Here is a 14,311-nt window from a genome sequence, read left to right as displayed (position 1 = left end):
GCTCATGCTGCTCCTACCACCGAGCGGGCGACGACCACCCGCATGACTTCGTTGGTGCCCTCGAGAATCTGGTGCACCCGCAGATCCCGGACGATCTTCTCCAAGCCGTATTCGGCCAGGTAGCCGTAGCCGCCGTGCAGCTGAAGCGCTTTATTCGCCACCTCGAATCCGGCGTCGGTGGCGAATCGCTTTGCCATGGCGCACAGTTCGACCTTGTCGGAAGCGTCGGCATCCAATGCTGCCGCGGCACGCCACAGCAGCGTCCGCGCGGCCTCCAGTTCGGTACGCATATCGGCGAGCTCGAATTGCAGCGCCTGATTCTTCAGCAGCGGCTTCCCGAATGCCTGCCGCTCGGCCAGATACGGCACCGTCTTGTCCAGCGCCGCTTGCCCACCGCCGACCGAGCAGGCGGCGATATTCAGTCGCCCGCCATTGAGCCCGTTCATGGCGATGCGGAAGCCGTCGCCCTCCGCGCCGAGCAGATTCGTCGCCGGAATCCTGGCGTCGGTGAAGATCACCTGACGGGTCGGTTGGGCATTCCAGCCCATCTTTCGCTCGTTGGCGCCGAAGGAGATTCCGGGGGTGTCGGCGGGCACGAGGAACGCCGACACCCCGGATGCGCCCGCATCCCCGGTGCGGGCCATGACGACGTACACGTCGGTGGCGCCTGCGCCGGAGATGAACTGTTTGACGCCGTTGAAGACATAATCGTCGCCGTCGCGAACGGCCTTGGTACTCAACGCTGCCGCGTCCGAACCGACTCCGGGCTCGGTCAACGCGTAGCTGGCCAGCAGTTCCATCGCGGTCAGCGACGGGAGCCACCGATCGCGCAGTTCAGCGCTGCCATGACTGTCGATCATCCAGGTCGCCATGTTGTGGATGGAGATGTAGGCGGCGATCGCCGGGCAGCCGGTGGCCAACTGCTCGAAGATGCGCACGGCGTCGAGCCTGCGCAGACCCGACCCGCCGATGTCCTCACGCACGTAAATACCGCCGAGGCCGAGCGGGCCCGCCTTGCGCAGCACGTCGACCGGGAAGTACTTCTGCTCGTCCCATTCCAGTGCGTTCGGGGCGAGGAATTCGTCGGCGAAACCGCGCGCGGTATCGCAGATCGCCTTCTCGTCGGCATCGAGGCGGAACATCGGTCACTCCATCGTGGGCATGACGAAGGCGTTGCTTTCCTTCAGACCGGAAGGCCAGCGCTGGGTGACGGTCTTGGTCTTCGTGTAGAACCTGATCGAGTCCGGACCGTGCTGGTTCAAATCGCCGAAACCGGAACGCTTCCAGCCGCCGAAGGTGTAATACGCGATCGGCACCGGGATCGGAACGTTGATGCCGACCATCCCGACCTGCACGCGGGCGGCGAAGTCGCGGGCGGTATCGCCGTCGCGGGTGAAGATCGCGACGCCGTTGCCGTACTCGTGCTCATTGGCCAGGCGTAGTCCCTCTTCGTAGTCCCGTGCGCGGACCACGGTGAGCACGGGACCGAAAATCTCTTCACGGTAGATCCGCATGTCCGGGGTGACCCGGTCGAACAGCGTCGCGCCGACGAAGTAACCGTCCTCGGCACCCTGCACGACCAGGCCGCGCCCGTCGACCACCAGCTCGGCCCCCTCATCGACACCGACCTGGACATAGTTGTGCACTCGCTGCACGCCGTCTTGCCCGACCAGCGGGCCGAAATCCGCGCCGGGATCGTCGGAGCGTCCGACGTTCAGTTTGTGCACCCGCTCGGTCAGCTTGGCGACCAGGCGGTCGGCCGTCTGTTCACCGACCGGAACGGCCACCGAGATCGCCATACAGCGCTCGCCGGCGGAACCGTAACCGGCGCCGATCAACTGGTCTGCGACGTCGTCGAGGTCGGCGTCCGGCATCACGATCGCGTGGTTCTTCGCGCCGCCGAAGCACTGGGCGCGTTTGCCGTTCGCGGTCGCCGTCTCGTAGATGTACTGCGCGATCGGGGTGGAGCCGACGAAGCCGACGGCCTTGATACGCGGGTCGTGCAGCAACGCGTCGACAGCTTCTTTGTCGCCGTTGACCACGTTGAACACACCGGCGGGCAGACCGGCCTCGATAAACAGCTCGGCCAGCCGCAACGGCACCGAAGGATCACGCTCCGACGGCTTGAGCACGAAGGCGTTGCCGGTGGCCAGCGCGGGGCCTGCCTTCCACAGCGGGATCATGGCCGGGAAATTGAACGGAGTGATGCCCGCGACGACGCCGAGCGGCTGACGCATCGAGTAGACGTCGATGCCGGTGCCCGCGCTCTCGGTGTACTCGCCTTTGAGCAGGTGTGGGATGCCGATCGCGAACTCGATGACCTCGAGCCCGCGCTGGATGTCGCCCTTGGCGTCGGCGATGGTCTTGCCGTGCTCCGAGGACAGCAGGGCCGCGAGGGAATCCATCTCGTCCTGCACCAGGCTCAGGAACTTCATCAGCACGCGCGCCCGCCGCTGCGGGTTGACCGCGGCCCATGCCGGTTGCGCCGCCTGCGCGTTCGCGATGGCCGCCGCCACCTCGGACGTATTCGCCAGCGGTACCCGCGCCTGCACCTGGCCGAGGTTGGGGTCGAAGACATCGCCGAAGTTGCCGGACGTGCCGGATACGTGCCGGCCGCCGATGAAGTGAGTGAGGTCGCGAACCATGCCAATCCTGTCTCGTAGCCGTCCTGGTATGCGGTCATCCTATAGTTGGATGTCCAAGTATTAATAGGATCGCCAGCCGGATGTGATTCATCCCACGCCCGCCGCGACGCGTCTGTGGCCGGTGATAGTCGTACGCCGAGGGCCTCCTGGCGTTGTTGCTCGGAAGATCCAGGGTCGGGCGTAGAGGAATTCCTCGGCCAGAATCCGGTGTAGCGCTCCACTTTCCCGTTGTGTCGGGGTGTGTAGGGCCTGGTCCGCTTGTGTCTTGCTCCGAGCAACGATTGAGTGAACGCGTCTGCGCGGTAGCACGGGCCGTTGTCGGTGACGATCTGCTCGATGCGTGTGATCCGTGCGCGGCGAACCACGCTCGCGCGCGGTGTATGAATCCTATTGCAGTCGATGCTTGTCGTCCGCGAGCGGTTCGGTGTAGGCAAGGCGGGTATGTCCGTCGATGGCGGAATGTGGGTACACGTACCCACGTTTGCCGGTCTTGGTCTTTGATCGCGCGGCGGCTCGGGCTTGTTCGGAGTCGCGGCCATGAATGCGCCACCCGCCGCCGTCGGGGATTCGGCCGACCTTTTCACGTCGACGTGGACCATGTGGCCCGGCCTTCTCGCGACGATTTGGCCGGATCGCCGGTTGATGTCGCCGTTGGGGTCGATGAATCGTCGCCGGTTGAGCCCCATTCGGCCGATGATGCGGGTGACGGTGCGGCGGCCGATTTGAACGCCGTCCTCGTCGAGTTCGAAGGTGATTCGGGATGCGGACCATTTGCGCTCACGGCGCCAGGTTTCGATCATGTTGACGACCGCCGGCGATGTCGCGGTCGGTTGGCGGTGCGGCGTGGACGATCGGTCAAGTAGACCGATGTCCCCGTACCTGCGCCATCGGTTCACCACTTCGAGGAACACGCCCGCGAGATTCCCATCTCCGCTGCCACGTGAGCGATCTGCCTGGTGCGGCAGCGCTAGATGAGTCTGCGACGACCTTCGATTGACAACGGGGAGTTCGCATGACTCACGCTTGGACCGCCAGTTGCACCGTGTACGCGGTTGACGCTACCGCGAGCAGCATATATATGCCCGGAAAGGCGATGTTGTAGAAGACCCTGGCTCGGACGTGCGCGGCGACAGCACCAATGAAGAACAAGACCAAGCCGACACCTGCGGCGACGCCCAACCACGGCACGGCGGTCACGCCAACCACAAGGCCGACAGCGCCCACCAGTTTCAACGTCGCGAGGTAGGGCAGGACACTGGCGGGAACGAGCACCTCTGCGGAGTTCTTCAACACGAATCCTGCCTTCGCGTAGTCAGCAACCGCGATGAACGCGTTCACCACGATGGACACAATCGTGGCGACGAAGAGAGTGGGCATCATGCGCTGTACCTGCCAAGAACTGTGCACGACCGCGGTGTCGGGTCATCGTCGGTCTGGCCAGGCAGCCAGCTGCGGAAAGACGCGGCAGCTGGGATCGAGGGCAGCGGGTTCTCCGCTCCATCGGGGAGTTCGAGGATCAAGGTGAACACTGGTTCATCGGTCTCCCGCAGTGCGACGTACTGCAACGCGGCCGGTGCCGCCTCATGGACGGCAGCCAATAGTGCCGCAATTTCGTCTGCGACGGCGGCAGAGTGTTCGGGACTGGTGCGGAATCGGACCATCTGTACGCTCATCAGCGGGTGTCTCCTCTTCGGTGGACTTGTCGGACGTGAGATTGGTCGTCTCATCAGTCCCGACGTTCCTCGGCTAGGAAAGGTGACAACTGGTGGTATCGACTTCGGCGTTCGAAGCGGCGCGGCCGCAACTGACCGCGGTGGCGTTCCGAATACTCGGCTCGATCCACGATGCGGAAGACGCTGTGCAGAGCACGTGGATCAAAGCCTCGACCGCAGACACGCAGGAGCTTCGCAATCCCGTCGCCTGGCTGACGACCGTCGTCAGCCGAGTGTGCCTCGACTTGCTACGCGTGCGGAAGAATCGCGTTGAAGAGCCACTGCTCGCGGACATGCTTTCCGCTGATGTCGTCTCAGCGGACGAGGACTACCTGCAGCAGGAGAGCATCTCCCGTGCGCTGATGGTGCTTCTAGACCGGCTGACGCCGGATCAGCGCGTCGCCTACGTCCTGCACGACCTCTTCGATGTCCCGTTTCGGAAGGTGGCTGAGACGCTCGGCACCAGTCCAGACAACGCGAAACAGCACGCAAGTCGGGCACGGCGAAGGATCGAACGGACCGAGCCAGCGCAGGCGGCGGCGCCCATCAACAGCGCCGTCGTGGAAGCGTTTCTCGCCGCAGCCAGCGGCGGCGATATCAACCGCATGGTAGCCCTGATGACCGATGACTGCGTGCGCGTCGTCGACCCTGCCCTCATCCCTGTGGGTACGCCCATAAGCGTCACCGGCGCGCGCGCCGTCGCCGAGGAGACAAAGCTGTTCGCGGACCGAATCCGAGCCAGTGCGCCGATGCTCGTCGACAACCGATCAGTCCACGTCATGGCACCGGGCGGTCACCTTCTCGGTGTCATCGCCATAACGGTCAGGGAAAGTCGAGTCGCCCGGATCGACATCAGCCGAGCCCCCGCGCGTGAGATCTGCGCACGGCCGTCAACAACGTCCTGACCCGCAACATCTAGCTGAGCTTTTTCTGCGACCGCGTGAGCTGGACCGCGCCGAAGGTGAGCACGATCGCGCCGATCACCACCACGACACCCGCGGCACCGAGCGCGTCATCGGTCCACGCGGACACCGCTTGGCCGGCGGCGAGGGCGATCGAGAGACCGCCACCGATGACGAGCACCACCGACCGGGCGGTCGCATACAGTGCGAAACAGACAACGGCCACCAGCACGGTGAGCACATACGCCGACGTCCGTCCGGCACCGTCGATACTCTGCGCGGCCGCGACGGAGGTGACGATAGCGATTAGGTAGCCGGCCCAGGTCTCCACCACCGCACCTGCCCTGGTCAACGCGAACCACAGTCCGCCGAGCAGCAGCACGGAGACACTGCCCCACACGGCGTCCAGATCGAAGACGTCGGTGAGCAATCCGGCGACGGCCGCGGGGACGAAGCAGGCGCACGTGATCATGCCGAGCACCGACGGCACCGCGAGATAGCCGAGCACCGCCAGCACCGAGCCCGCGAGGCACGCGGAAACCTGTGCGAGATCGGCACTTCCGTTCTCCAACGCCGTTCCGACGGCCCCGGCTACCGCGACCGACGCCAGGGCGAACAACACTGCCGCGAGCCGGGTGCGCACACTGTGCGAGCCCTTCGCCCCAGAGCGCGACCGCGACAATCCACCAGCGAGCGTGACCCCACCGAGCAAAAGACCGGCCGCGACGACGGTCAGCACGCAGACACGTACCACCCTTCCGAGGTCCTGCCACGACGAGGCCATCAGCAGGAAGATCCCGCCGAACAGCAACCCGGCACCGAGATAGGCGGCGATCTCGGCGAGCACCTTCCCGCGCGTGGGCGCCGCCGACCGCTCGGCAACCAATGCCGCGAGCACCGCGTCGGCCTGGGATCGGGACAGCACTCCCTCGGCGACCAGACGCGCCAGCGCGCTCCCCGCCCTATTGTCGCTCACCATGCGCCCAGTATGTCCGAGTCGGCTACTCGGACGGCACAAATCAGGCTCCACATCTCAACGAGATCGCGCGGTCCGATCCAGGGAGGCAGACGCCGATTCCCGCCGGTCGAGCCGGATCACCGACACACCTGGCGACGGGATCGCCATCACCGTACGATTAGTTTGACGTCCTAGTATCGGACGCCAATAGAGCTCCTGGAGGAACCCGTGGCCGACAGCAGCGTGCTCTACACGCCGACCGCCCCCGTCCGCTTCGTCACCTCCGCCGCCCTGTTCGACGGGCACGACGCGGCGATCAACATCATGCGCCGCATCTTGCAGAACCAGGGTGCGGAGGTGATTCACCTCGGCCACAACCGGGCGGTCAGCGACGTCGTCGACGCGGTGCTCACCGAGGACGCGCAGGGCGTCGCGGTCAGCTCCTACCAAGGCGGGCACGTCGAGTACTTCGAATATCTGGCCGACGCGCTCCGGAAGGCGGGGGCCGAACACGTCCGGATCTTCGGCGGCGGCGGTGGCGTGATCGTCGCCGAGGAGATCGCCCGGCTGGCCGAGTCCGGCGTGACCATCTTCTCCCCGGAGGACGGACAGCGCCTCGGCCTGCCCGGCATGATCAATCAGCTGATTCGCGACTGCGACGTCGACCTGGCAGCTGAGCCGCCGGTACTGGACGCGGTGCTCGCCGGTGAGCGCGCGGCCTTGGCCCGCGCCATCACCTGCCTGCAAGCGGGCACGCTGCCGGAGGCCGACCGACAGAAACTGGCCGCTGCCGCGGCGGGGCGCACGGTGCCGGTGCTCGGCATCACCGGGACGGGCGGCTCCGGAAAGTCCTCGCTCACCGACGAAGTGGTGCGCCGACTGCGTTCCGACCAGCGCGACGGACTGCGGGTCGCGATCCTCGCGGTGGATCCGACCCGGCGCCGCGGCGGCGGCGCGCTGCTGGGCGACCGCATCCGCATGAACGCACTCGACGGTGACCGCATCTTCTTCCGCTCGCTGGCCACCCGCGGTGGACGGGAGTTACCGGAGAACATCGACCTGATCATGACCGCCTGTACCGCAGCGGGATACGACCTGGTGATCCTGGAGACACCCGGCATCGGCCAGGGTGACGCCGCGGTGACCGACCATGTCGACGTGTCGATGTATGTCATGACGCCCGAGTTCGGCGCCGCCTCCCAGCTGGAGAAGATCGACATGCTGGACTACGCGGACGTGGTGGTGATCAACAAGTTCGAGCGCCGAGGCGCGGCGGACGCGCGGCGCGATGTCGCCCGGCAATTGATCCGCAATCGGGAGGCCTTCGGCGCGACCCCGGAAGACATGCCCGTCTTCGGCACCAGCGCGGCAACGTTCAACGATGATGGAGTGACGGCGCTCTACCAGCATCTGACCGGCCTACTGGCCGACCGCGGGCTACGGCTGACACCCGGCGTGCTGCCCAGGGTGAATACCCGGACCTCCACCCGGTTCGCCCAGATCATCCCGCCCGCCCGGGTGCGCTACCTCGCCGAGATCGCCGAGACCGTCCGGGCCTATCACGCCGAAACAGCCACGCAGATCGTCGCCGCGCAACGCCTGCAACGGCTCGAGCAGGTAGCGGCGGAGTTGCCCGACGACCACGCCGTCGCCGAACTGGCCGCACGCGCCCGAGCCGATCTCACCCCGCAGAATGCCGCGCTGCTCGCCGAATGGCCGTCGCTTGCCGAGTCCTACCGCGGCGACGAGCAGGTGGTGCGGGTGCGCGACCGTGAGATCCACACCCAGCTGCGGCGGGAGACACTATCCGGAAATTCGATTCCGCGGGTCGCGCTGCCCCGCTTCACCGATGACGGTGAACTGCTGCGTTTTCTGCGCGCCGAGCACCTGCCCGGCCGATTCCCGTTCACCGCGGGAGTGTTCTTGTTCAAACGGGACAACGAGGATCCCGCACGAATGTTCGCCGGCGAGGGTGACCCGTTTCGCACCAACCGCCGGTTCAAGGTGCTCAGCGAGCATTCCGACGCGAAAAGGCTGTCCACCGCCTTCGATTCGGTCACGCTGTACGGTCACGATCCCGCCGAGCGTCCCGACATCTACGGCAAGATCGGCACGTCCGGGGTGTCGATCGCCTCGCTCGACGACATGAAGGCGCTCTACGACGGCTTCGACCTGACCGCGCCGACCACCTCGGTGTCGATGACCATCAACGGACCCGCGCCGACCATACTGGCGTACTTCCTCAACACCGCGATCGACCAGGCGCTGGACCGTTTCGCGGCCACGGAGGGCCGGCCCCCGACCGACGCCGAGGCGGCGGACATCCGGGCGACGACGCTCGCGACGGTGCGTGGCACGGTGCAGGCCGACATCCTCAAAGAGGACCAGGGCCAGAACACCTGCATCTTCTCCACCGAATTCAGCCTGCGCATGATGGCCGACATCCAGGAGTGGTTCGTGCGCAATGGCGTTCGCAATTTCTACTCGGTGTCGATCTCCGGCTACCACATCGCCGAGGCGGGCGCGAACCCGATCAGCCAGCTGGCCTTCACACTTGCCAACGGATTCACCTATGTGGAGGCCTATCTCGCGCGCGGGATGAATATCGATGACTTCGCGCCCAACCTGTCGTTCTTCTTCTCCAATGGCATGGACCCGGAGTACTCGGTCATCGGGCGGGTGGCCCGGCGCATCTGGGCGGTCGCCATGCGGGACCGCTACGGCGCGACCGAGCGGTCGCAGAAGCTGAAGTACCACATCCAGACCTCCGGTCGCTCGCTGCACGCACAGGAGATGAATTTCAACGACATTCGGACCACGCTGCAGGCGCTGATCGCGATCTACGACAACTGCAACAGCTTGCACACCAACGCCTACGACGAGGCGGTGACCACCCCGACCGAGGAATCGGTGCGCCGCGCGCTGGCTATTCAGCTCATCATCAACCGCGAGTGGGGAATCGCGATGAACGAGAATCCGCTGCAGGGCAGTTTCCTCGTCGACGAGCTCACCGACCTGGTCGAGGAGGCGGTGCTCGTCGAGTTCGACCGAATCAGCGAACGTGGCGGCGTGCTCGGCGCGATGGAGACCGGCTATCAGCGCGGCAAGATCCAGGACGAGTCGCTGCGCTACGAACACCGCAAACACGACGGTTCCCTGCCGATCGTCGGCGTCAACACCTTCCGCAACCCGCACGGCGAGCCGCATCGGGAGCTGGAGTTGGCGCGCGGCACCGAAGCGGAGAAGCAATCACAGCTGACGCGGGTCCGGCAGTTCCAGCATCGGCACCACGACGCCGCCGGCGCCGCGCTTGCCCGCCTCGATGCCGTCGCCCGCACCGACGACAACATCTTCGAGGTACTGATGGACGCGGCCCGCGTCTGCACGCTGCAGCAGGTCACCGAGGCCTTCTTCACTGTCGGCGGACAGTACCGACGCAACGTGTGAAGCCCGACGGCAGCCGATCCGGCGCGGCGACGCAGGCCTGCCGGTCCGCGTACGGTTCCCGCTGATTCCGGACCCAGCCCATCAGCAGCGTGGAACAATCGCCGTGCAGACCATCGGCGCAGTGGGGACGGCAAACATGGATCTCTCGGGCATCCGGATCATCGACGCGCATATGCACCAGTGGGATCCATTCCGGACGCCTCGGAATTTCAGCGCGTTGGCGAAACTGCTCCGACTGCTGCCGGTACCGGTGGATGTCGCGAAACGGCTTGCTCCGCGACGGGATCGGGAATTCGTCGGAGATCCGGTGGCATACCTGCATCCGTATCTGCCATTCGACTACCGTGCGGACGCCGGGAACGCGCCGATCGAGACGGTCGCGCACATCGAGGTGGAATGGTCGGAGCAGGGCCCGTTCGGCAAGGTCGGTGAGACCACCTGGGTGGCCGGCCTTCCGCTGCGGTCCGCGCCCCGACTCGGGGCGATCCTCGCGGGCGGCGACCCGGCGGCACCCGAGTTCGCCGCGTTGCTGGACGCGCACATGGCCGCTTCCTCGCTGGTGCGCGGCATTCGCGCGGAGGTGGCCCACCACCCTGATCGTGGCGTGCGATCGTTCACCGACGACGACGCCGCGCTCACCAGCAAGGAATTCCTGAACGGGTTCGCGCAGCTGGCCGAACGGAGCTTGTCGTTCGAAGCGTGGGTGTACTCGCACGCCATTCCCGATGTCACGGCGCTCGCCGAGCGATTTCCCGAAGTGCCGATCGTGCTGAACCACCTCGGCACCCCGGTCGGCATATTCGGGGCAGTCGGCAAGCACACCGGAACCAATCCCGGGCTCCGCAGGCAGCTGCTGGTCCGATGGCGCGACGACCTCACCGCATTGGCCACGCGACCGAACGTCGTCGCGAAGGTCAGCGGCCTGATGATGCCGATTCTCGGCCATCCGGTCCCCCGGCGCGGCGTCGCGACGCCGGTGCCGGAACTGCTCGACCGGATCGGCCCGCTGGTCGGGCATGCCCTCGATGTCTTCGGCGCCGACCGCCTTCTCTGGGGCTCGAATTTCCCGGTGGACAAACCGATCACCAGCATCGCCAACAGTATCGAGGCGGTAGCGGCAGCGGTCACCGACCATGGTGGCGGCAAGCGCGAACTCGAGCAGATCTTCCGAACAACCGCCCAGCGCGTGTATCGGATCGCGGAGACCTCGGACCGAGGTGCAGGTCCGACGCCGTAATCCCGACGAACTCAGGAGCGCGACCACCGACCGAATTCGCGGTATCACGTTGTGGAGCTCGCTGGAACACCGCATGTCGCCGACGAGGTGAACACGTGCGGTGCCAGTAATTTTCCTCCTGAGCCACATAGGCGTTTGCGCTGGAGCCAGAATGGTGCCATACTGGCTCACATGGATCTCAGGCCCTATCTCGAAAGCCTTCGCTACGAGCTGGTAGTCGCCGCCGAAGCGGGCGGCGACGAGGCACGCGAACTGGCCGAACGACTCACCTCGACACTCGGATCGGCGACCCGACTCGCCCTGCTCAACGCATTGTCCGACGCCGCCGACGAGATCACCCGCGATCTCGCGCCCGGCTCGGTCGAAGTGCGGCTGCGGGGCGTAGATCCGACCTTCGTCGTCACACCACCGCCCTCGGAACAAGAACACCGGACGGAAGGTGCCATATCGACGCCAGTGGTGCCACTTGTGGCACCACTGGATGACAGTGGTGGCACCTCTCGGATCAACGTCCGGCTGCCGGATCAGCTCAAGCAGCGGGTCGAAGAGGCGGCGGGCCGCGAGGGGCTCTCCGTCAACGCCTGGCTGGTCCGGGCGGCCGCGGCGGCACTGGAGCCGCAGCCGCTTCCGCCCGTCGCGAGCCGAGGGTCCCGCACCACGGCGGGCGGGCAGACCTTTACGGGCTGGGCCCGATGACCTAGCGCCGCAGTAAACGACTTTCACACCCCACGCCCCGACCGGGGATTTCACACCACATCACCAAGAGGAGGGCACCGCCATGCCTGAATTCAAAACTCCCGAAGCCATTTCCGTCGTCGTCGACGCCTACGTGGGCGACATCAGAATCGTCGCCAGCGACCGCGTCACCACGGTGGTCGACGTGCGCGCCGTCAGCCGAAACCAGCGCCTCGACGTAGAGGCCGCCGAACAGACCGTGGTGGACTATTCCGCGGGCGAACTGCGGGTGAAGGCGCCGCGCCCGCCACTGTGGAAGCAAGCTGTCGTCTTCGGTCGCAAGTACGGCTCGATCGAGGTGGTGATCGAGGTGCCGAGTGGCTCACGGGTCCAGGCCGACACGGAAATGGGAGCGATCCACACCACCGGCCGACTCGGCGATTGCCGGTTGAAGAGCTCCTTCGGCGACATCCAGGTCGACACGGCCGGCGCCGTGGACGCGACCACCGGCATGGGCACGATCTCCGTGGAGCAAGCCAACGGTCGAGTCGAGATCGGCACCGGTTCCGGCGCGGTACGCATCCGGCGCGTCGACGGTTCCGCCGAGATCAACAACTCCAACGGCGACACTCGCATCGACACGATCACCGGCGAGCTGCGGGTCAAGTCGGCCAACGGCGACATCACCGTTGGCGCCGCGCAATCCGACGTCACCGCCAAGACGGCCGCGGGTTCCATTCGCATCGGCGAGGTTGCCCGGGGATCGCTTTCGATGGAGACCTCCGCCGGCCGGGTGGAGGTCGGCATCCGTCGCGGCACCGCGGTCCTGCTCGACCTGCACACCAAGTTCGGCTCGGTGCGCAACGAACTCGACACCGCCGAGCGCCCCGAACCCTCCGACGAGAAGGCGCAGGTGCGGGCGCGCACTTCCGCCGGCGACATCATCGTCCGTCGCTCGGCCTGACCGCCGCGACAACTACGAAAGGCAACAACTGTGTCCACCAGCGCGATCGACGTCCGCGGACTGCGCAAGTCCTACGGCGACAAGACCGTTCTCGACAGCATCGATCTGACCATCCCGGCGGGGAGCATCTTCTCACTGCTCGGCCCGAACGGCGCAGGCAAGACCACCACCGTGCAGATCCTGTCGACCCTCATCCCCGCCGACGGCGGCGAACTGCACGTGGCCGGTCACGACGTGTTGCGCGAACCGGAAGCCGTACGCGCCACGATCGGCGTCACCGGCCAGTTCGCCGCGGTCGACGAACTCATGACGGCCGAGGAGAACCTCCTGTTCATGGGCGACCTGCACCACCTGGACCGGCGCGAGAGCAAGCGTCGCGCAGGCGAATTGCTGGAGAAACTCGACCTGGCCGGCGCGCGCGGCAAGCTGGCGCAAACCTTCTCGGGCGGCATGACCAGGCGCCTGGACCTGGCGATGACTCTGCTCGGCGAGCCGAGCATCATCTTCCTCGACGAGCCCACCACCGGCCTGGACCCGCGCAGCCGCCGTGCCGTGTGGGACATCATCCGCGGCCTGGTCGCCGAGGGCATGACGGTCTTCCTCACCACCCAATACCTGGAGGAGGCCGACGAACTCGCCGATCGGATCGCGGTGCTCGACCACGGCCGCATCGTCGCCGAGGGCACCCCGGATCAACTCAAGCGCCTGGTGCCCGGCGGCTACATCCGCCTGGTGTTCGCGGACCCCAGTTCGCTCGACGCGGCCGCGAACACCCTGGACGGCGCGCTGCGCGGCGACCACGACCTGACCCTCCAGGTCCCCAGCGCCGGCGACATCGGCTCGCTGCGCGCCGTGCTCGACCGGCTCGACCACAGCCGGATCCCGGTCGACGGCCTGTCGGTACACACCCCCGACCTCGATGACGTCTTTCTCGCGCTCACCGGTCACACCACCGGCACCGAAACGGAAGTGGCACTGCGATGACCACCCTGGCATACACCTCGAATGATTCACTCACGATGCTGCGGCGAAATCTGTTGCACGCCCGGCGCTATCCAGCGATGGTCTTCTCGATCATCATCATGCCGATCCTGTTGCTGCTGATTTTCAACTACTTCTTCGGCCATGCGTTGAACGCGGGCGTCGGCGACGGACACGGCGGCGAGTACATCAACTACCTCGCCCCGGGAATGCTGCTCATGATCCCGGCATGGATGGTGGCCTCCACCGCGGTCGGCGTCGCGACCGACCTGACCAAGGGCATCGTCAACCGGTTGCGCACCCTGGCGATCTCCCAGACCTCGATACTCACCGGCCACGTGGTCGGCTCACTGATCCAGGCAATGCTGGGGGTGGGGTGCATGGTCGGTGTCGCATTCGCCGTCGGATTCCGACCGAACGCCGACGCGGTCGAGTGGCTCGCCGTTCTCGGCCTGCTGGCTCTGCTGTCGTTCGCGTTGATCTGGCTGGCGGTCGGATTCGGCGCCTCGGCGAGCACCCCGGAGTCCGCCAGCAACGCGCCGACTCCCCTCATCATGCTGCCCTTTCTCGGGAGCGGATTCGTGCCGACCGACTCCATGCCGACCGGCGTCCGTCAGTTCGCCGAGTACCAGCCGTTCACACCGATCACCGAAACCGTGCGCGGACTGCTGATGGGCAGCCACATCGGCAATAACGGCGTCATCGCCGTGGCCTGGTGCGTCGGCCTCGCCGTGCTCGGATATCTCTGGGCCAGATCATCTTTCCGGCGCAGGGCCGCGGCGTAAGCAGC

The 14,311-nt window shown here is 66.2% G+C and carries 12 protein-coding genes and 1 pseudogene; 7 read left to right on the top strand and 6 right to left on the bottom strand.

Features of this window, described 5'->3' with window-relative positions; genetic code table 11:
- Positions 1–2: 2 nt before the first annotated feature.
- From AB0C34_RS26130 to AB0C34_RS26110, 5 genes and pseudogenes are all read right to left on the bottom strand, one after another.
- On the bottom strand, positions 3–1,142 hold the full coding sequence (locus AB0C34_RS26130) for an acyl-CoA dehydrogenase family protein (protein WP_357078201.1): 1,140 nt from the start codon (positions 1,140–1,142) through the stop codon (positions 3–5).
- Between the two features lie 3 nt (positions 1,143–1,145).
- Positions 1,146–2,645 (bottom strand): CoA-acylating methylmalonate-semialdehyde dehydrogenase, encoded by a 1,500-nt coding sequence (locus AB0C34_RS26125; RefSeq protein WP_357078198.1) that lies wholly within the window; start codon positions 2,643–2,645, stop codon positions 1,146–1,148.
- A gap of 109 nt (positions 2,646–2,754) precedes the next feature.
- Positions 2,755–3,666, bottom strand: a pseudogene (locus tag AB0C34_RS26120) (IS481 family transposase); the annotation flags it as partial.
- Positions 3,663–4,025: a DoxX family protein gene (locus AB0C34_RS26115; protein WP_357078195.1), complete on the bottom strand. Its 363-nt coding sequence runs from the start codon at positions 4,023–4,025 to the stop codon at positions 3,663–3,665. The pseudogene AB0C34_RS26120 and the gene AB0C34_RS26115, both read right to left, overlap by 4 nt.
- Positions 4,022–4,318 carry an antibiotic biosynthesis monooxygenase gene (locus AB0C34_RS26110; RefSeq protein WP_357078193.1) on the bottom strand — a complete coding sequence of 99 codons (297 nt, stop codon included), beginning with the start codon at positions 4,316–4,318 and terminating at the stop codon, positions 4,022–4,024. The genes AB0C34_RS26115 and AB0C34_RS26110 overlap by 4 nt, the downstream gene beginning before the upstream one ends.
- 92 nt (positions 4,319–4,410) lie before the next feature.
- Between AB0C34_RS26110 and AB0C34_RS26105 the strand changes: the two genes are divergently transcribed.
- Positions 4,411–5,262, top strand: a complete 852-nt coding sequence (locus AB0C34_RS26105) for a sigma-70 family RNA polymerase sigma factor (protein ID WP_357078190.1) — start codon at positions 4,411–4,413, stop codon at positions 5,260–5,262.
- A 10-nt stretch (positions 5,263–5,272) separates the two neighbouring features.
- Here AB0C34_RS26105 and AB0C34_RS26100 read toward each other — a convergent pair whose 3' ends face one another.
- A complete protein-coding gene (locus AB0C34_RS26100) occupies positions 5,273–6,238 on the bottom strand; it encodes a DUF2157 domain-containing protein (protein ID WP_357078187.1) in 966 nt (321 codons plus the stop codon).
- Between the two features lie 207 nt (positions 6,239–6,445).
- Here AB0C34_RS26100 and icmF point away from each other — a divergent pair, with 207 nt between their 5' ends.
- The 6 genes from icmF (at position 6,446) to AB0C34_RS26070 (ending at position 14,306) form a co-directional block, all read left to right on the top strand.
- Positions 6,446–9,664, top strand: a complete 3,219-nt coding sequence (gene icmF / locus AB0C34_RS26095; RefSeq protein WP_357078184.1) for a fused isobutyryl-CoA mutase/GTPase IcmF — start codon at positions 6,446–6,448, stop codon at positions 9,662–9,664.
- 121 nt (positions 9,665–9,785) lie between these two features.
- Entirely contained in the window at positions 9,786–10,901 is a 1,116-nt protein-coding gene (locus tag AB0C34_RS26090) for an amidohydrolase family protein (RefSeq protein WP_357078181.1), read from the top strand.
- A 171-nt stretch (positions 10,902–11,072) separates the two neighbouring features.
- Entirely contained in the window at positions 11,073–11,597 is a 525-nt protein-coding gene (locus AB0C34_RS26085; RefSeq protein ID WP_357078178.1) for a hypothetical protein, read from the top strand.
- Between the two features lie 82 nt (positions 11,598–11,679).
- Entirely contained in the window at positions 11,680–12,540 is an 861-nt protein-coding gene (locus AB0C34_RS26080) for a DUF4097 family beta strand repeat-containing protein (protein WP_357078175.1), read from the top strand.
- 30 nt (positions 12,541–12,570) lie between these two features.
- Positions 12,571–13,524 (top strand): ATP-binding cassette domain-containing protein, encoded by a 954-nt coding sequence (locus AB0C34_RS26075; RefSeq protein WP_357078172.1) that lies wholly within the window; start codon positions 12,571–12,573, stop codon positions 13,522–13,524.
- Complete coding sequence (locus AB0C34_RS26070; protein ID WP_357078170.1) at positions 13,521–14,306, top strand: ABC transporter permease; 786 nt, start codon at positions 13,521–13,523, stop codon at positions 14,304–14,306. Before AB0C34_RS26075 ends, AB0C34_RS26070 begins: the two co-directional genes overlap by 4 nt.
- Positions 14,307–14,311: the final 5 nt, after the last annotated feature.

This window comes from Nocardia sp. NPDC049220, from assembly GCF_040647855.1.
Classification (GTDB): domain Bacteria; phylum Actinomycetota; class Actinomycetes; order Mycobacteriales; family Mycobacteriaceae; genus Nocardia.
Note: the sequence above shows the minus strand (reverse complement) of the source record. Positions and strands in the feature narration are given on the sequence as shown.